Here is a 16,940-nt window from a genome sequence, read left to right as displayed (position 1 = left end):
AAGCAACCAACTTTTTTGCTGTCTATTTTTTAATTTTGTTGCGCTTACGACGAATAAAACCCAAAGATTCTCTTTTTTCCCGAAAGCTGCGGATATTCTGATTGAAAACCTCAGAAGCGACTAAGCCTAACGCAATTGCCCCAGCAATCATTACAGCTTGCACGGTAAAATAGGCGCCTTTTTCATAATTGCCAATTACGATATTCCGAACAGCTTGATAAGCTAAGCCACCAGGTACCAATGGAACAATACCAGGAATATTAAAAATCGTGACAGGCATTTTCAATATTTTTGAGAATAGGTAGCTTACTGCCGCAACACCGACAGCACCGATAAGGGAACCTAATGCTGCATTTCCACTAAAAACTTCAACGATTACCCAATAAAGCATCCAGCTTACACTACCAGTTAGACCACAAGCCACCAGTGATCGTCGGGGAACATTAATAATAATTGCAAACGCCGCAGAAGCTAAAAAACTAAAGATAAATTGTACCAAAACGATTCCTAGCAAGTAAGTCACTCCTTTTAATAGAAAAGTTGAAAGACAAAAGCAATGCCAAAACCAATCATTCCTGAAGTCATTAATGCTTCAGTCCCACGAGAAACACCCGATAAGTAGTGTCCAGCTAGCAAATCGCGAAGAGCATTGGTAATTTGCACACCAGGCACTAAAGGCATGACACAACCAATGATGATTAAATCTTGTGATTGTCCGAGTCCCAATTTGACTGAAAGAATAGCGGCTGCACCAATAAACAGCGAAGCTAAAAATTCAGATAAAAATTTAATCTTGAGAAACTTTAAACTAAAATAATAAAGACTATAGCCGCAACCACCAATCAGAAAAGTCAAGAATAAATCGGACCAGACGCCACCAAAAAGAATCATAATTGTAGCGCTGACAACGGCCGCACTAACAATGCGTGCGCTAATTGGAAAATGGCGGTGTTCACTATTTATCACTTTTAGTTTATTCAGTAATTCCTCTAAAGAAAAATCACCAGCCACATAAGCACGAGACAGCTGATTCACACGAGAGATTTTTTCTAAATCAATGCCACGTTTCATTACTTGAACCATACGAATCGTGGAGGTTCCATCTATGCCAACAAATAACCCGGTTTGTGTCACATAGCTAACCATTCGATAGTTGCCAGAAGCAAGCGCAATTCGGCTCATTGTATCTTCAACACGGTACATTTCTGCATCGCTTTCTATCATAATTTTACCAGCTAACAAACAGGTTTCTAAAAGTAAATCCAAATGAGCAGGAGTCATTGAGCAAGCCTCACTTTATGTATTTTCTTCTAGTGTACTACAAACGAACCAAAAAGAGGAAATAAATAACAGCTGCAATCAAAAATTTACATCGTAAACAGATTGTTAGCGAATTGTAACATTAAAAGGCTGATATTATTTAATCATAGATATTTAAAAGTTTTCAAAAGAAAAACGTCGATTTTTTCGCAAAATGAATTGGAGGGAAAGGTGATATTCTGGCGATTTAGCAGAGCTTTATTCTTGTTTTATAAAGTTGTGTATTTGTTTTTATAATTTTAAAATTATCGATGGTTGTCATTTTTTTACGAAGCCTTTATTAATAAAAGACTAAGAAATAACAAAAAAGAGAGAAGGAGAAGAAATTTTGTTTGTAGTTTCGGTTCTTTTCTAGTAAAATGAAATTGTATAAAAGTAGAAGTGAGGTGTAGTAAAATGGGTTTTACAGACGAAACAGTACGCTTTGATTTTGATGATAATCGAAAAAAAGCAATCAGTGAAACGTTAGAAACCGTATATCGGGCATTAGAAGAAAAGGGATACAATCCTATTAACCAAATAGTAGGGTATTTACTTTCTGGGGACCCGGCTTACATTCCTCGTTATCAAGATGCTCGAAACTTAATTCGTCGTCATGAACGTGATGAAATCATGGAAGAATTAACCAAATATTACTTAGCGAACCACGGAATCGATATCAAATGAGGATCATGGGGCTAGATGTAGGTTCACGGACAGTCGGTGTGGCTGTTAGTGATTTATTAGGTTGGACAGCGCAAGGCATCGAAATTATTCGCATCAATGAAGAGGAAGAGAACTTCGGCTTTGAGCGATTAGGTGAATTGGTGAAAGAATACGAAGTCACGAAATTTGTCGTAGGTTTACCGAAAAACATGAATAATTCCATCGGTCCTAGAGCTGAAGCATCCATGGCATATGGTGATAAGATTCAAGAATTATTTCAATTACCTGTTGACTATCAAGATGAACGATTAACAACTGTCCAAGCAGAGCGTTTCTTGGTGGAGCAAGCAGATGCTTCAAGAGCCAAAAGAAAGAAAGTCATTGATAAACTAGCGGCAGTAATGATTCTACAAAATTATTTAGATGCACATAGCCGATAATTATCGAGCTTTGAATACATCAAGGGAGAGAAGAAGAATGACAGAACACAACCACGATCATGATCACGAAGGACATGAACACATTACTTTAGTAGACGAACAAGGAAATGAAACATTATACGAGATCTTACTAACTGTTGACGGTCAAGAAGAATTCGGTAAAAATTATGTTTTATTATATCCAGCAGGAATTCCTGAGGATGAAGATGTTGAATTGCAAGCTTACTCATATGTGGAAAACGCAGAAGGTACAGAAGGCGATTTACAGCAAATCGAAACAGACGCTGAATGGGATATGATTGAAGAAGTTTTCAATACATTCATGGCTGAAGAAGAAGAGTAAAACTGTAACGAGAGAAGCGCTACTTCTCCTATTGAGAAGTAGCTTTCTTAATAATAATTGTTATAATGTACATGTTGTTTCTATCATAAGATACTATCACTATCATTGAGTGTGGTGGATAAAGAAGGACAGCATTGTCTAGTTTTACAAGATGTTGTAAAAACGTAACATCCTTGTAATGACGTTAATTTGGCAACTATCTAGCATAATTTATAATTTGTGTTATACTAAGTATGAGGTTTTGGAAATACTGTTAATTTTATAATATTAAATAAAAAAATGGCTCCACCTACTGGCATAGGTAGAGCCGTCAGAAATTCAGTTAAACAAACACGTAATTATTGGTGTGGTGCATTGCCACGAACTGAAATTCCAGTTAATAAAGCAAGTAAATCAAACATATATTTCACCTCCTTTATTATGATAGCTTCATTATAACATTATCTGTAAAATGATGGTATGTTTAATACAAAAAAAATAGAAAGATTGGAGTTTTGACTGTGAGAGTAGCGGGAGAAAAAATCAAAACAGCGCGTAAAAAGAAAAAATTATCGCAAGCTGAATTGGCAAAAGGAATTTGTACACAAGCAACAATTAGTAACATTGAAAACAAAAATGTGTGTGACAGTTTAGACATTTTCTCATCTGTATGTCTACGTTTAGACTTACAAGTAGAAGAATGTATCGAAGGTTCTAGTGAGAAAAAACTCGAAAGCTTATTAAATAAAGTAGAAGAATTATGCTTTTACTTTAAGCACGATGAAGCCTATGATTTGTTGAAAGACTATCCAGATGATATCGAAAGTTCAAACAGAATTTTAGAAACAAAATTTTTCTATTATAAAGGAATTACGAGTTTATTAGGTAAGAAAAATAATAGCGAAGCATTGTTCTATTTACATCGTGGTTCTGAAATTAGTCGTGATATTAATATTTATAATATTTTGAGTATGAATGCGATCGGTATTTTATATGAATTAGAAGATGATATTGAAAAAGCAAAAGTTTATTACGATAAATCTTTACAATTGCTAAGCGAATTCAAATTAGATTATCCATTAGAGCAATGCCGTATTTATTATAATACCGCAAAATTCTATTCATTAATTAAAGACTATGCAAAGAGTATTGAATTAAGTGATAAAGGAATCGAAATTAATCGGACGCACAGTTCTATTTACTCTTTAGATTGCTTATTATACGAAAAAGCGTTTAATAAACAAATGCTAGGACTAGATGCTGTTGAAGATTATCGTATTGCGTACTACTTTACACGTTTCTTTGAAAATAAAAAATTACTTGCTTATATTGAAAAAGATATGCAAGAGTTTAACATCAGTTTTAAATAATAGATTAGCGTTTCAGATTTTAAAAAGGAACAACTTAACTCAAGAGGAGTTAGGTTGTTCCTTTTTTCTCTTTTTAATTTGTTTCTTTGACAGCGTTACGGACGCTTTCGGCGACGACTTTTGCGACTCCTTCTTGGAATGGATCGGGAATAATATTGGTCGGCGTGAGTTCGTTATCGGGAATCAATTTTGCAATACCTTTGGCAGCGGCAATTTGCATTTCAATCGTAATCTTTTTCGCCCGAGCATCTAAGGCACCGCGGAAGATACCAGGGAAGGCTAACACATTATTAATTTGATTCGGAAAGTCACTACGACCAGTTCCGACAATATAAGCGCCTGCCGCTAAAGCTTCATCAGGAAAAATTTCAGGAACTGGGTTAGCCATTGCAAAAATAACTGGCTGCTCATTCATCTGTTGAATCCACTGGGGTTTTAAAACACCTGGTGCTGAAACACCAACAAAGACATCAGCGCCTTCAAGAGCAGTAGCTAAATCACCAGTACGATGTTCCCGATTGGTTAGCTTCGCAATTTCTGCATGGTGTGGTGGCAGAGCTGTATTTGTTTCGCTTAGAATCCCTGTACGGTCAACAATGATAATATGTTTTACGCCAGCAGCTAAAAATTTTCTTGTAATTGAAAGACCAGCGGAGCCACCGCCGTTGATTACCACATGAATGTCCTCTATTTTCTTGTTGATTAATTTTAAGCTGTTGTACAAAGCCGCTAGAACAACAATCGCTGTCCCGTGTTGATCATCATGGAAAACGGGAATATCTAGTTCATCGATTAAACGCTGTTCAATTTCAAAACAACGAGGAGCGCTGATATCTTCCAAGTTAATTCCCCCAAAGGTTGGAGCCAAAAATTTCACCGTTTGAATAATTTCTTCAGTATCTTGTGTATCTAAAACAAGGGGAATCGAATCCACACCAGCAAAGCGTTTAAACAATGCAGCTTTTCCTTCCATGACAGGCATCGCTGCTTCAGGACCAATGTTACCTAAACCTAAAACTGCTGAACCATCACTGATAACGGCGACGGTGTTTTTCTTTGTCGTTAATTCGTAAGCGCGTTCTTTTTTTTCATGTATGGCAGAAGAAACAGCCGCAACACCTGGTGTGTAGGCAATTCCTAAATCTGCTTTTGTTTCAATCGGAACTTTAGGGCAGACTTCTAATTTTCCCCCAAATTTTTTTGCTTGCTCAATCGCTAATTCTTTTACATCTTTTGTTGACATATCATTTTCCTCCTAAATAATTCACTTATAGTTAAAAAAGCATTCTAAAAATAGCAGTCATTGTTATTACTGTAATGGCACCGCCTAAACGTGTCGCAACTTGTGCAAACGGCATTAAGTTCATTCGATTGGCTGTACTTAAAATAGCCACATCGCCAGTCCCACCCATACCACTCTGGCAAGCGGAGACAATGGCAGCCTCAACGGGATTCATATTCATGAAGCGTGAAACGGAAAATCCTGTAGCAATAACAGTGAAAACGACACTAATTACCACAATAAAATATTGCCAGCTAAGCATTCCTACGACATCTTTTAAAGGAATATATAACATACCTAAGCCGACCATTAACGGGAACGTAAAATTGCCAGAGATAAATTTATAAAGCTGTTTTGATCCGCGTTGGGTTTCTTTCGGTACTACGTTTAAGTATTTTAAAAAGGCTGCGACAACAATCATCAAAACAGGACCAGGAAAGCCTGTTAAGTGTTGCAATAAACCGCCTGTAATAAATAAGGTACACGCAATTAAAACACCAGCACCCATTAATTTTACATCAATTGGTGCTTTGTCTTCTTCTAAAGCATCACTTAAATCATCTGAATTAGTAATTTTGATCAACTGACCTTGTCCAGAAAGTTCAGGGCGTTTTTCTCCTAAACGACTAAGTAAACCAGAACACATAATAGCAAAAAAATTACCAATAATGGTTGCGGGAATTAATTGCCCCACTAATTGTTCACTTGGCAATCCAGTAATGGCACTATAACCAAGGGATAAAGGAAGAATGCCTTCACCAATTCCACCAGCTAAAACAGGAGTGACAATATAGAAAAGGCTATGTTTCCAACCGAGACCTAACAGCGTTCCAACAAGGGTCCCAACGCCCATTGCTAAAATCATTCCTAATGCCATCGGGACAATCATGCGCATTAAACCTTGGACTAAAATTTTGCGGTTCATTCCAAGGATACTTCCACAAACTAAACAAGCAATATAGAAATAGAGAAAGTTTGCTTGTTTCATTAAAATATCTGTTGAGTCTAAGACATTTTGGTTGAGTAAATTGAAAAAGACCATAATTGATGGTACTAATAAAGATAAAATTGCGGGACCGCCAAAATGTTTCAAAATAGGAATATTTCCACCAATTGTTCCAAGTAACCAACCCATTGTTAAAATTACGGCAAAACCACCTAACATATTGACTGGTAGTTGTTCTAATAGAGCCGTAACAAGAATAATGCTAGCTGTTACAAGATAAACAGGTAACGTAACCGAACCAATCCTCGTTTTGGTTAATTTGTTGCGCCAATCTGTTTCATTAGCAGCTGTTGCGTGCAATTTCTTTTCCATGCTATTTCCTCCTATAACTTTAATCTATATTCATCATAATGTAAACGTTTTCTGTAGAGTAGATTATTTAATTAATTTAACTAAAGAAAAGTTTTTTAACCAAATCTTCCTATGCTATACTTTATTTGAAGAGAAAAGAGGGATGGAATGAAGCGTGGCGGGAAATTATGGTGCTTCTTATCAGTGATTTTTATTGCAACATTAATTATTATGATTACTTTCTTTTACGGAGTAACGACGGTCCAAACAATTAAAGAAGTTCGTAAAAACCAAGAGCAAGCACTTTTAGCCGTCGGGGAACAGTTGGCTATTGAACCGAATGTTATTGAAGCCTTAAAGAATGATCACTATTCAGATGAATTGGAAGCGTATACGGTTCGTTTAGGTGAAATCCATCAGTTGGATTTTATCGTGATTATGAATATGCAGGGGATTCGTTTAACACATCCTGATCGCCAAAAAATAGGTAAGCATTTTGAAGGTGGCGATGAAGTGCGAGCATTAAAAGGGGAGGAACATTTGTCTGTTAGTCAAGGGAGTTTAGGAGAATCATTACGAGGTTTTGTCCCAGTCTATGATCAAGGAAAACAAATTGGGGTTGTGGCAATGGGCATTAAAATGACCTCGCTTTCACAATTGATTGAACGAACAAAAAATGATTACACAGTGAGTGTCCTTTTAAGTGTTGGTTTTGGCTTTATATTAGCCATCGTGGTTTCTTATTATTTAAAAAAACAACTTCACGATTTAGAGCCAAGAGAAATTGCTCGTCTATTAGAAGAGCGAAACGCCATGCTTGAGGAAACGAAAGACGCAATCCTTGTGATTGATACCGAACAAAATATTTTATTAGCAAATATTGAGGCGACTAAAATGTATCATAATATAACAAATAGTGAAGAAAATTTACTAGGAAAGAAACTTTCAGCATTGGTTTTATCTCCTGAAAAATTAGTCGTACATTCAAAAACAGAGCAATTCTATCGTCAAAATGGCCAGGATTATTTTGTCTCAATCGCCCCGATTAATGTCCGTAAAAAAAAAATTGGGCATGTTATCTTTCTGAAAAATGCGACGGAAACGTTTATTGTCGCAGAACAGCTTGTCAGCACAACGACATATGCTTCGGCATTACAAAGTCAATCACACGAATTTATGAATAAGATGCATGTCATTTATGGCTTAGTCGATTTAGAAGATTACGAGGCGCTAAAACATTATCTAGCCGATTTATTGAAACCAGAAAAGGAATTTGCACAGCGCTTAGCTATTTTGGTTAGGAATCCTATTTTAGCAGGTTTTTTAAGTGGGGAAAGAATCAAGTTTGCAGAAATTAAAACACAATTAGCTATTGAAATTTATCCAGAAATTCCACCAAATAAACGAGATGAAGATACGCAAAATTTGATTGCTATCTACCGTTATATTCATCGTTTCCTGATGGAACAACCGTTACCAGAAGAGATCATTGAAACCATTGATTATCAGTCAGGAAGTTTGACGACGACTTATTCGTTTGCTTATCCAAAAGAACAACTGGAACGCTTTGAACAAGAGTTTTTCACTTCTTATTTGGCAAGATTATTAGAGAATGCGGAAGCGACATTGACTTGGGAAAACCAACAAAACAATTGGCTTGTCCTTCGCATAAATGTTCATTACGAAGGAGCAGAGGAAAATGAACCTATTGATTATTGAAGACGATCCTATGGTTGCATATATACATCAAAAATATCTTGAAAAATTAATTCACCAACCGACTATTTTTACGGCGGCAACAATTGCTGAAGGTCTACAATTAACGAAAGAAAAACAACCAGTACTTGTTTTATTAGACGTTCATTTAAAAGATGGCAACGGCTTGACCTATCTGGCAACAATTAGAGATGAAAAAATTGACACAGAAGTTATCCTGATTACGGCTGCCAACGAGTTGGAAAATGTTAAACGAAGCTTACATTTAGGCGTTTTAGACTATTTAGTTAAACCCTTTTCTTTTGAGCGATTTCAACAAAGTATCGAAAACTATCAGAAAAAAGCTGCTCAATTCACGCTGGAAACGAAGGAGCTTTCGCAAACAAAAGTGGACCAATTGTTTCATTCTTCACAGACAAACGCACGTAAAAATGAACAAGATCTTCAAAACATGTCCTTAGAAAAAGGACTAACACAAGCAACATTACAATTATTGTTAAAAAAAATAGACGAATTTACCGACTATTTTACGATTCAAGAATTATCAGAAGCGAGTCAGCTTTCACATGTTTCTGTTCGCAAATATGTGTTGTTTCTAGAAAAAAATAACCTTTTAGAAAGTAAAAATAGCTATTTAAAAGTGGGGCGTCCCTATCAATCGTATCGGAGAATTTAGTATTTTTTATTTTTTAGTAAATAAAAAAAGTAATTGAAAAGTGGCAAAATACAGAGGATACTCCTTTTTATTCTCATTTAAAGAACTTAATTGAGAATGGAAAAGAGGATATTATTTGTTATTTTTTGAGAATATATGATATTCTTTATTATGTAAGAAATAATATTATATGGGAGGAACGAGCGATGAAAGTTATTGTTTTAGGATCATCACATGGAGGTTATGAAGCGGTAGAGGAATTACTAAATCTTCATCCTGATGCAGAAATTCAATGGTATGAGAAAGGTGATTTTATCTCATTCTTGTCTTGTGGCATGCAGTTGTACCTAGAAGGAAAAGTGAAAGATGTTAATTCTGTTCGCTATATGACTGGCGAAAAAATGGAGAGTCGTGGTGTGAATGTCTTTTCTAATACTGAAATTACAGCGATTCAACCAAAAGAACATCAAGTGACAGTGAAAGATTTAGTGTCAGGTGAAGAACGTGTTGAAAATTATGATAAATTAATCATCAGTCCCGGAGCTGTCCCATTTGAATTAGATATTCCAGGTAAAGATTTGGATAATATTTATTTGATGCGTGGTCGTCAATGGGCCATTAAATTAAAACAAAAAACAGTAGATCCAGAAGTCAATAATGTGGTTGTGATTGGTAGTGGTTATATTGGGATTGAAGCTGCCGAAGCATTTGCAAAAGCCGGTAAAAAGGTTACCGTTATTGATATTTTAGATCGTCCATTAGGGGTGTATCTAGATAAAGAATTTACAGATGTTTTAACAGAAGAGATGGAAGCTAATAATATTACCATTGCAACTGGTGAAACAGTTGAACGTTACGAAGGCGACGGTCGTGTGCAAAAAGTCGTTACAGATAAAAATGCGTACGATGCTGATTTGGTCGTTGTAGCGGTTGGTGTCCGTCCAAACACTGCTTGGTTAAAAGGTACCTTAGAATTACATCCGAATGGCCTAATCAAGACGGATGAATACATGCGGACAAGTGAGCCAGATGTATTTGCAGTAGGGGATGCTACGTTAATTAAATACAATCCTGCAGACACAGAAGTAAATATTGCCTTAGCAACGAATGCTCGTAAACAAGGTCGCTTTGCTGTGAAAAACCTAGAGGAACCAGTTAAACCTTTCCCTGGTGTTCAAGGATCTTCTGGCTTGGCCGTCTTTAATTATAAATTTGCTTCAACAGGGATTAACGAAGTCATGGCTCAAAAATTAGGAAAAGAAACAAAAGCGGTGACAGTAGTAGAAGACTACTTGATGGACTTTAATCCAGACAAACAAAAAGCTTGGTTTAAATTAGTGTATGATCCTGAAACAACACAAATTTTAGGCGCTCAATTAATGTCGAAAGCAGATTTAACTGCAAACATTAATGCTATTTCATTAGCGATTCAAGCCAAAATGACGATTGAAGACTTAGCCTATGCGGACTTCTTCTTCCAACCAGCGTTTGACAAACCTTGGAACATTATTAATACAGCGGCTTTAGAAGCGGTAAAACAAGAACGTTAATAGAAGAGAAAATAAAACCCATGAGTATTTATAGTACTCGTGGGTTTTATTTTTATTTTGTATTCAATTGATTTTTCAACTCTTGTTGGACACGAGTTAATTCTTGTTCATCCACACGTTGATAGGAAACACCATCTTGCATAAAACCAGTACCTTGAAGTTGGTCTTGTTTCACTTTACCAAAGGCACTGCGATAATCTAAGGCAATTTTTTTCATGTCATCAAAACTTAAATCTGTCTTCATATTATCAGAAACAGCTGTTAAAATTTCTTGATAGTTGCTCACGCTATTAAGACTTAAGACTTTTTGGACGATGCCTTCAATCACTTTTCTTTGCCGTTCTTGGCGGCCGTAGTCACCATTAGAATCTTCGTAACGCATTCTTGAATAGGAGAGTGCTTGTTCACCATCCAATGAAATTTTACCAATCGTAAAATCATATCCGTCTTGTGAAAAAGTCAGATTATTGTTCACTTCGATTCCGCCAACCGCGTTGACTAATTCTTTTAAACCAGCCATATTAATTGAAACATAATGATTAATAGGTATATTTAAATAGTTTTCAACTGTGTCCATTGCTAAAGATGCCCCACCAAAAGCATAGGCGTGATTCAATTTATCTTGTTTTCCTTGACCTGGAATATCAACATAGGTATCGCGAGCAAGACTGACTAAGGTTGTTTGCTTGTCACGAGGGTTAACTGTTGCAACAATTGTTGTATCCGAACGACCTTGCTCGACACGCCCATCATCGCCTGTATCGATCCCTAATAATAAAACAGAAAAAGGCTCCTTATTGTTTAAATTGACCTGACTTTTTTTAGATCGTTCTACTGTTTCATAGGTTTTATCCATTGATTTAGAAACATCCCAATAAAGTTTTGCTCCCATTCCAACAACTGCAAGAAATAGAACCAAGATAATTCCAAAGATAATGGCAAAAATTTTCTTCCCTTTTGACATATTTTTCCTCCAATAATTTATCACAGGTTGTGATTTTTTTCTTATAGGTTAATCTTACTAATTTTTAGTGAAGAAGTATATAATAATTGTTGAAAGACTATAAAACTTTAAGGTATTTTGCATTATTTTTGCTTAATCTTTTGAAATATCTCAATTCTATTAAAATATGCGAATTAGTATATTACACGTTTTCAATGTGTTTCATTGTTGATTAATTAGAATTTTAGTGGTATTTTTGTATTTGTAATTAGTACAGATTTTAATTGGAGGTATAACAGTGAGTAAAAAAGGATCAGATATCATAGTAGAAAGTTTAATCAATCACGAAGTGCCCTATATTTTTGGGATTCCCGGTGCAAAAATTGATGGGGTTTTTGATGCATTAGTTGACAAAGGTCCAGAATTAATTTTAGCTCGACATGAACAAAATGCAGCCTTTATGGCACAAGGGATTGGTCGTTTGACGGGAGAGCCTGGCTTAGTTATTGCAACTAGTGGACCTGGTGCCAGCAATTTAGCAACTGGGTTAGTAACTGCGACTGCAGAAGGGGACCCTGTTTTAGCATTGGCTGGACAGGTGAAACGGTCCGATTTGTCAAAATTAACTCACCAAAGCATGAATAATGCTGCATTATTTAGTCCAATAACAAAATTCAGTACAGAAATTCAAGATCCAGAAACATTATCTGAAAATATTGCCAATGCTTACCGTATCGCCAAAACAGCGAAAAAAGGTGCAACGTTCTTATCGATCCCACAAGATGTCACAGATAGTCCGGTGACAGGCGAAGCAATTAAGCCTTTGTCGGCTCCGAAACTGGGCCATGCATCAGCAGAAACAATCGCAGCTTTAGCTGAACGAATCAAGCAAGCGAAATTACCTGTTTTACTTTTAGGAATGCGGGCCTCTGCACGAAAAGTTACCGCAGCCATTCGTGAATTGGTTGCTATAACTGGTTTGCCAGTCGTGGAAACGTTCCAAGGAGCAGGCATTATTTCAAAAGAATTAGAAGAACATTTCTTTGGGCGTGTTGGTTTATTTCGAAACCAACCTGGGGATCGTTTGTTAAAAAGAAGTGATTTAGTGATTGCGATTGGTTATGACCCAATTGAATATGAGGCACGTAATTGGAATGCAGAAAAAGATGCGCGCGTTATTGTTATTGATGAAGTTCAAATGGAAATTGACCAATATATGCAACCGGAAGAAGAGCTAATTGGTGATATGTCTAAAAATATTTTGAAATTATCAGAAGCATTTAGTGAACCAATATTAACAGAAGATGCGCAAGATTATTTAGAAACGCTTCAAGAAAAATTAACGATTAAAGAAGTAAAAACAAGTACAATTGAAAATCGATTACATCCATTAGAAATTGTTCAAACGCTTCAAGAAAAAACCACGAATGAAATGACAGTTACTGTTGACGTAGGGAGTCACTACATTTGGATGGCTCGCCACTTTAGAAGTTATGAACCGCGTCATTTATTATTTAGTAACGGTATGCAAACATTAGGTGTCGCTTTGCCTTGGGCAATCTCGGCTGCGCTGGTTCGTCCGAATACACAAATTATCTCTGTTTCTGGGGACGGCGGTTTCCTATTTTCGGCGCAAGAATTAGAAACAGCGGTTCGTTTAAAGCAAAATATCGTGCATATTATTTGGAATGATGGTAGTTATGATATGGTTAAATTCCAAGAAGAAATGAAATATAATCGATCCTCTGGCGTAGATTTTGGTCCAGTTGATTTTGTGAAATATGCTGAAGCTTTTGGAGCCAAAGGGGTTCGAGTACATTCACAAGCAGAATTTGCCGCAGCTTTAGAAGAAGGAATGCAAACAGAAGGCCCAGTGATTATTGATGTTCCTGTGGATTATTCAGATAATCAAGAATTAGGTAAAACATTGTTACCAGATCAACTTTATTAGGAGATGGAAAAATGAGCGAACAATATGTTTATCAACATGGTACGCTAGGCGGTTTAATGGAAAGTTTGATGGCAGGAACGGCAGAAATTGGTACGTTACTCACGCAAGGTGATTTTGGAATTGGGACATTAGAAGGCTCAAATGGCGAAATTATTTTATTGGACGGTATATTGTATCATGCGAATCAAACTGGCGAAATTACTATTTTAGAAGGCGAAGAATTAACGCCATATGCCGCAGTTACTCGTTTTCAAGAAGATGGCGCATTCCCTGTATCAACGGAAACCGATGAAAATATTAAAGCACAAATTTTAGAAAAAATTAGTCCTAATTTTTTTGCGGCAATTAAAATTAGCGGTCTTTTTGCGAAGATGCATGTCCGTGTGGCACCTAAACAAGAAAAACCATATCCACCATTTGTAGAAGCAGCACGCAATCAACCTGAATTTACAGCGGAGAATATTCAGGGAACAGTTGTAGGGTTCTTTACACCTAAATTATTTCATGGTGCTTCTGCTGCAGGATTTCATTTGCACTTTATCAGTGAGGATCACCAATTTGGTGGGCACATTCTTGATTTTGGCATTAAACAAGGGACTGTTTCGTGGATGGAAGCAGCAGAATTGCGGCAGCATTTTCCAGTTCATGATGCTGACTATCGGAATAAAGAAATTGATATTGCAAAAGCTTTGTCCGCAATTGAAGAAGCGGAATAACAAGGCACATTTCTCCACGCCCATTCAAGTTTACCTAGTTAGTCAACTTGAATGGGCTTATTGCTGTTCGTCGCTTTTTGTTGTTATTTTTCAAAAAAAAATAGTATCCTTTTTATAATAAGCAAATAACAATTGGAAAGGATGGCGTAATGGACACACTTTATAGAAGCTGGCAATTGTCTGGTTGGCTTTATCATGATATTTTTGTCATCATTGTAGCAATTATTTTTATAGTAATTAGTGGTATTTTGGTTATTTCCTTAATAAGAAGGCGGAGTACAAGGAGACTGGTTCCCTATGCGTTAATTTTGTTGGTTTATCTTGCAGTGGTACATTTTGCTGGTTTAATCTTTTTCGGAATGTTTCGTTCAGTAACGATTGAAGAGAAAAGTGCGACGTTTTATTCTGAAAAAACAAAAGGCTTAACTTCAATCGAGCGAATGATTATTCCAAATGGACGAACGAATGGCATTAGCACCAGTAACTCATTGTTCCAAGTGATTTCTGTTAATAGTCAGACGGGCGAACGAATGTGGAGTAAACGTTTAGGTTGGCGTGATTATTTAATTGGTCAAACAGATCAATATGTGGTTTTGAATAATGCTGATAACGAGGCCATTTACTTACTCGATACAAAAACAGGGAAAAAACAGTTTTCTGAAGCGGATTTAGTGAAGAAATTCCCTGAATTAAAAGACTATTTAAGCTCTGATTTCGTTGATTATCGTTTTATGGATAATCGCTATCTCTATATTTATGGATTAAACAATCGATATTATCAATTAGATTTGAAAAATTGGCAGTTAAAACAAGACCCAACCTTCAAAGAAGTCTTTCAAACACAAGAAGCGCCTAAATGGACGGTAGATTCAAATGAGAGTCAAATTGGTCAAGAGCTATCATCGGAAGAACGTACAACAGTGCAAGGAAAACTAGAAGAGCAACTAATAGCACCAGTCTTATTAGGCAAGAAAGATGAAGCAAATTATTATGTTCTGTCATACAAGAAAAGACAAAGTAATCAAGCGATAGTTGGCTTATACAATTGGCAGAAAAAAACATACGAGTGGCAAACACCGTTGCTTTTAACTAAAGAAAATGTACCTATTGAAGCTTTTCAAGTAGAGGATGCGTTATTCATTAAAGTCCCGCGTTATTTATACAAAATTAACCTGAATAATGGTAATCAAGAATATCAGTTTGATTACCGTTGGGGCCAAGTGATTCGTTAAACGAAAAGTGGTAAAGCATGCTTAGACAAATAGAAGGAGCAAATAGTCCTTATGATATAAAAAAACGCTTAGAAGAGTAGTGATTCCGCTAGTTTTCTAAGCGTTTTTTTTATTCTATGCAGGTCCAGAGATTAAATTCCAGATAATCGAACCTGTATATGCGCCAGGAAATAATTGTGAAACAGGGGTTTGGATTGCAAGAGAAATATCGGTCATGCGGCCGCTCCACATTCCTTGTCCTTTTCTATCACCAGCGTTACTCATTAAAGTCGCACCGTTACCGATAATAATTGGGTTGGTCGGGAAGTCGGGTGCAGCAGGATCTTCTGAAAAATCCAGTCCATACATTGTATTTGTCATAAAGAAACGCCTTAACGTTTTGTCATAGCGGGCATAGCCGCCTGTTAATTGAAACGTAATGATGCCTAGTAAAGAATGAGCTTCGTTTCGCATGTGTGGGATTTCAGCAGTGACATGCCAACCAGTTAAGGCTCCGCGAACATCCCCCATCCCGAAGTGTCTCATTGTATGAGTATTGCCTTCAGAAGGTCGTATAGGAACTGACGTTAAATCACCAGAAATCGCTTGGGTTTCAAAAGTAAATTCTTTCGGAATAAAGAGCAAGTCAAAACTAGTGTTAGGATTTTCTAAGTCAGGATCAATGGCATCGTCAACCGATTCATCGCCAGGCAGCCCTCCAAGTTCTAGTTCAACTGAAACCGGCGTTTTTCCAGAACGGGTGGCAAAAGAAACCGATGGGTCAAAAGTAAAGAGACTGAATATTAGAAACAAGGCTGCCATTGATTGATAAGTGAGTAGATTTTTTTTATTCAAGAAAGTTCCTCCTTTAGGTGCTGATAATATAAGTATACGCAAAAAGAGCTGTTTTTATTTATCAGTAATTTACAGGGAATTCGAAAATATTGAGACAAATAGTTTTTAATATTAGTTGAGAAAGGTGAGTCGACAATTTTTACTTGTTGATTCTGTCTTTTTTGAGCACCATTCGTTATATCAAGCATGCTAAAATATAAAAGAAATCATCAGGTATCACTAATGAAAAGGGAGAGGAGGAGAAAACTTTGAGTAAGTGTTTGGGGTTGTTGATGATTTTATTTGTATTATCTGGCTGTTCAGGAAGTAGGGATTCACAACAGGAAGTCGTTATAGAAAAGTCTGCTAATAATGACAAAGTAAGACAATTTGTCGATCAAAAAAATCCGCATTTAGGAACGCAATTAGAAGCAGAATCTTATACTAAACAGGAAGCGATTGAATTTTTACAAAATGGTTTAGGGATACCAACGAATGACTCGGCGTTTCATTATACGTTTAAGCAGTCAAATAAAGGAAGTTATGTTGTTCAAATTATATCTGAAAAGAATAGTGTCTCAAAAGAGAATGAATTGTTCGGATATTATCAGGTGTATCAAGATGGTATTATAGTGAAAATGATGGAAAAGGATCAAACGTTCCAAGAAAATTAAGTGATAAATAAAAA

At 36.3% G+C, this 16,940-nt stretch carries 17 protein-coding genes; 11 read left to right on the top strand and 6 right to left on the bottom strand.

Annotated features, from left to right (window positions below; translation table 11 throughout):
* Positions 1–22 precede the first annotated feature (22 nt).
* Positions 23–523, bottom strand: coding sequence for a threonine/serine exporter family protein (locus IGK86_RS09445; protein WP_002382172.1), 501 nt, complete (start codon positions 521–523; stop codon positions 23–25).
* Positions 524–528: 5 nt separating this feature from the next.
* Positions 529–1,281, bottom strand: a complete 753-nt coding sequence (locus tag IGK86_RS09440; protein WP_016617208.1) for a threonine/serine exporter family protein — start codon at positions 1,279–1,281, stop codon at positions 529–531.
* A 435-nt stretch (positions 1,282–1,716) separates the two neighbouring features.
* Here IGK86_RS09440 and ireB point away from each other — a divergent pair, with 435 nt between their 5' ends.
* The 4 genes from ireB to IGK86_RS09420 all read left to right on the top strand — a co-directional run bounded on the left by ireB (position 1,717) and on the right by IGK86_RS09420 (position 4,097).
* A complete protein-coding gene (gene ireB, locus IGK86_RS09435; protein WP_002357937.1) occupies positions 1,717–1,986 on the top strand; it encodes a regulatory phosphoprotein IreB in 270 nt (89 codons plus the stop codon).
* On the top strand, positions 1,983–2,405 hold the full coding sequence (ruvX, locus tag IGK86_RS09430) for a Holliday junction resolvase RuvX (RefSeq protein WP_002357936.1): 423 nt from the start codon (positions 1,983–1,985) through the stop codon (positions 2,403–2,405). Before ireB ends, ruvX begins: the two co-directional genes overlap by 4 nt.
* A gap of 37 nt (positions 2,406–2,442) precedes the next feature.
* On the top strand, positions 2,443–2,748 hold the full coding sequence (locus IGK86_RS09425; protein WP_002357933.1) for a DUF1292 domain-containing protein: 306 nt from the start codon (positions 2,443–2,445) through the stop codon (positions 2,746–2,748).
* A 500-nt stretch (positions 2,749–3,248) separates the two neighbouring features.
* Positions 3,249–4,097: a helix-turn-helix domain-containing protein gene (locus tag IGK86_RS09420; RefSeq protein WP_002382173.1), complete on the top strand. Its 849-nt coding sequence runs from the start codon at positions 3,249–3,251 to the stop codon at positions 4,095–4,097.
* A 73-nt stretch (positions 4,098–4,170) separates the two neighbouring features.
* Here IGK86_RS09420 and IGK86_RS09415 read toward each other — a convergent pair whose 3' ends face one another.
* Both IGK86_RS09415 and IGK86_RS09410 read right to left on the bottom strand, forming a co-directional pair.
* Positions 4,171–5,340 carry an NAD(P)-dependent malic enzyme gene (locus IGK86_RS09415; protein ID WP_016617209.1) on the bottom strand — a complete coding sequence of 390 codons (1,170 nt, stop codon included), beginning with the start codon at positions 5,338–5,340 and terminating at the stop codon, positions 4,171–4,173.
* A 31-nt stretch (positions 5,341–5,371) separates the two neighbouring features.
* Positions 5,372–6,697: a 2-hydroxycarboxylate transporter family protein gene (locus tag IGK86_RS09410; protein ID WP_016617210.1), complete on the bottom strand. Its 1,326-nt coding sequence runs from the start codon at positions 6,695–6,697 to the stop codon at positions 5,372–5,374.
* 147 nt (positions 6,698–6,844) lie between these two features.
* Here IGK86_RS09410 and IGK86_RS09405 point away from each other — a divergent pair, with 147 nt between their 5' ends.
* The 3 genes from IGK86_RS09405 (at position 6,845) to IGK86_RS09395 (ending at position 10,597) form a co-directional block, all read left to right on the top strand.
* Entirely contained in the window at positions 6,845–8,395 is a 1,551-nt protein-coding gene (locus IGK86_RS09405) for a Spo0B domain-containing protein (protein ID WP_016617211.1), read from the top strand.
* Positions 8,376–9,068: a response regulator gene (locus IGK86_RS09400; RefSeq protein ID WP_016617212.1), complete on the top strand. Its 693-nt coding sequence runs from the start codon at positions 8,376–8,378 to the stop codon at positions 9,066–9,068. Before IGK86_RS09405 ends, IGK86_RS09400 begins: the two co-directional genes overlap by 20 nt.
* A gap of 185 nt (positions 9,069–9,253) precedes the next feature.
* Positions 9,254–10,597, top strand: a complete 1,344-nt coding sequence (locus IGK86_RS09395; RefSeq protein WP_010775757.1) for an NADH peroxidase — start codon at positions 9,254–9,256, stop codon at positions 10,595–10,597.
* A gap of 52 nt (positions 10,598–10,649) precedes the next feature.
* On the opposite strand, the gene IGK86_RS09390 is transcribed toward IGK86_RS09395, so the two are convergent.
* Positions 10,650–11,561 (bottom strand): LCP family glycopolymer transferase, encoded by a 912-nt coding sequence (locus IGK86_RS09390; RefSeq protein ID WP_438742373.1) that lies wholly within the window; start codon positions 11,559–11,561, stop codon positions 10,650–10,652.
* A 277-nt stretch (positions 11,562–11,838) separates the two neighbouring features.
* Here IGK86_RS09390 and alsS point away from each other — a divergent pair, with 277 nt between their 5' ends.
* The 3 genes from alsS to IGK86_RS09375 all read left to right on the top strand — a co-directional run bounded on the left by alsS (position 11,839) and on the right by IGK86_RS09375 (position 15,439).
* A complete protein-coding gene (gene alsS, locus IGK86_RS09385) occupies positions 11,839–13,491 on the top strand; it encodes an acetolactate synthase AlsS (protein ID WP_002357923.1) in 1,653 nt (550 codons plus the stop codon).
* Between the two features lie 11 nt (positions 13,492–13,502).
* Positions 13,503–14,207 (top strand): acetolactate decarboxylase, encoded by a 705-nt coding sequence (budA, locus tag IGK86_RS09380; RefSeq protein ID WP_002366507.1) that lies wholly within the window; start codon positions 13,503–13,505, stop codon positions 14,205–14,207.
* A 149-nt stretch (positions 14,208–14,356) separates the two neighbouring features.
* The gene (locus tag IGK86_RS09375) at positions 14,357–15,439 is read left to right on the top strand and encodes a PA2928 family protein (protein ID WP_002357921.1); all 1,083 of its coding nucleotides are present in this window, start codon (positions 14,357–14,359) and stop codon (positions 15,437–15,439) included.
* A gap of 114 nt (positions 15,440–15,553) precedes the next feature.
* On the opposite strand, the gene IGK86_RS09370 is transcribed toward IGK86_RS09375, so the two are convergent.
* A complete protein-coding gene (locus IGK86_RS09370) occupies positions 15,554–16,315 on the bottom strand; it encodes a WxL domain-containing protein (RefSeq protein ID WP_025188861.1) in 762 nt (253 codons plus the stop codon).
* A gap of 230 nt (positions 16,316–16,545) precedes the next feature.
* Here IGK86_RS09370 and IGK86_RS09365 point away from each other — a divergent pair, with 230 nt between their 5' ends.
* Positions 16,546–16,926, top strand: coding sequence for a hypothetical protein (locus IGK86_RS09365; protein ID WP_002393185.1), 381 nt, complete (start codon positions 16,546–16,548; stop codon positions 16,924–16,926).
* Positions 16,927–16,940 lie beyond the last annotated feature (14 nt).

Origin of the sequence: Enterococcus sp. DIV1206 (assembly GCF_051712485.1) — a bacterium.
Lineage (GTDB): Bacteria > Bacillota > Bacilli > Lactobacillales > Enterococcaceae > Enterococcus > Enterococcus faecalis.
The sequence above is the reverse complement of the archived record's forward strand: the minus strand, read 5'-3'. Positions and strand labels throughout refer to the sequence as shown.

Coding starts and splice junctions, on each gene's coding strand:
- IGK86_RS09375 (WP_002357921.1), top strand. CDS start 14,357: ATGGACACACTTTATAGAAGCTGGCAATTGTCTGGTTGGCTTTATCAT.
- IGK86_RS09410 (WP_016617210.1), bottom strand. CDS start 6,697: ATGGAAAAGAAATTGCACGCAACAGCTGCTAATGAAACAGATTGGCGC.
- IGK86_RS09390 (WP_438742373.1), bottom strand. CDS start 11,561: ATGTCAAAAGGGAAGAAAATTTTTGCCATTATCTTTGGAATTATCTTG.
- IGK86_RS09440 (WP_016617208.1), bottom strand. CDS start 1,281: ATGACTCCTGCTCATTTGGATTTACTTTTAGAAACCTGTTTGTTAGCT.
- IGK86_RS09400 (WP_016617212.1), top strand. CDS start 8,376: ATGAACCTATTGATTATTGAAGACGATCCTATGGTTGCATATATACAT.
- ruvX (WP_002357936.1), top strand. CDS start 1,983: ATGAGGATCATGGGGCTAGATGTAGGTTCACGGACAGTCGGTGTGGCT.
- IGK86_RS09395 (WP_010775757.1), top strand. CDS start 9,254: ATGAAAGTTATTGTTTTAGGATCATCACATGGAGGTTATGAAGCGGTA.
- budA (WP_002366507.1), top strand. CDS start 13,503: ATGAGCGAACAATATGTTTATCAACATGGTACGCTAGGCGGTTTAATG.
- IGK86_RS09365 (WP_002393185.1), top strand. CDS start 16,546: ATGATTTTATTTGTATTATCTGGCTGTTCAGGAAGTAGGGATTCACAA.
- IGK86_RS09425 (WP_002357933.1), top strand. CDS start 2,443: ATGACAGAACACAACCACGATCATGATCACGAAGGACATGAACACATT.
- IGK86_RS09415 (WP_016617209.1), bottom strand. CDS start 5,340: ATGTCAACAAAAGATGTAAAAGAATTAGCGATTGAGCAAGCAAAAAAA.
- ireB (WP_002357937.1), top strand. CDS start 1,717: ATGGGTTTTACAGACGAAACAGTACGCTTTGATTTTGATGATAATCGA.
- IGK86_RS09405 (WP_016617211.1), top strand. CDS start 6,845: ATGAAGCGTGGCGGGAAATTATGGTGCTTCTTATCAGTGATTTTTATT.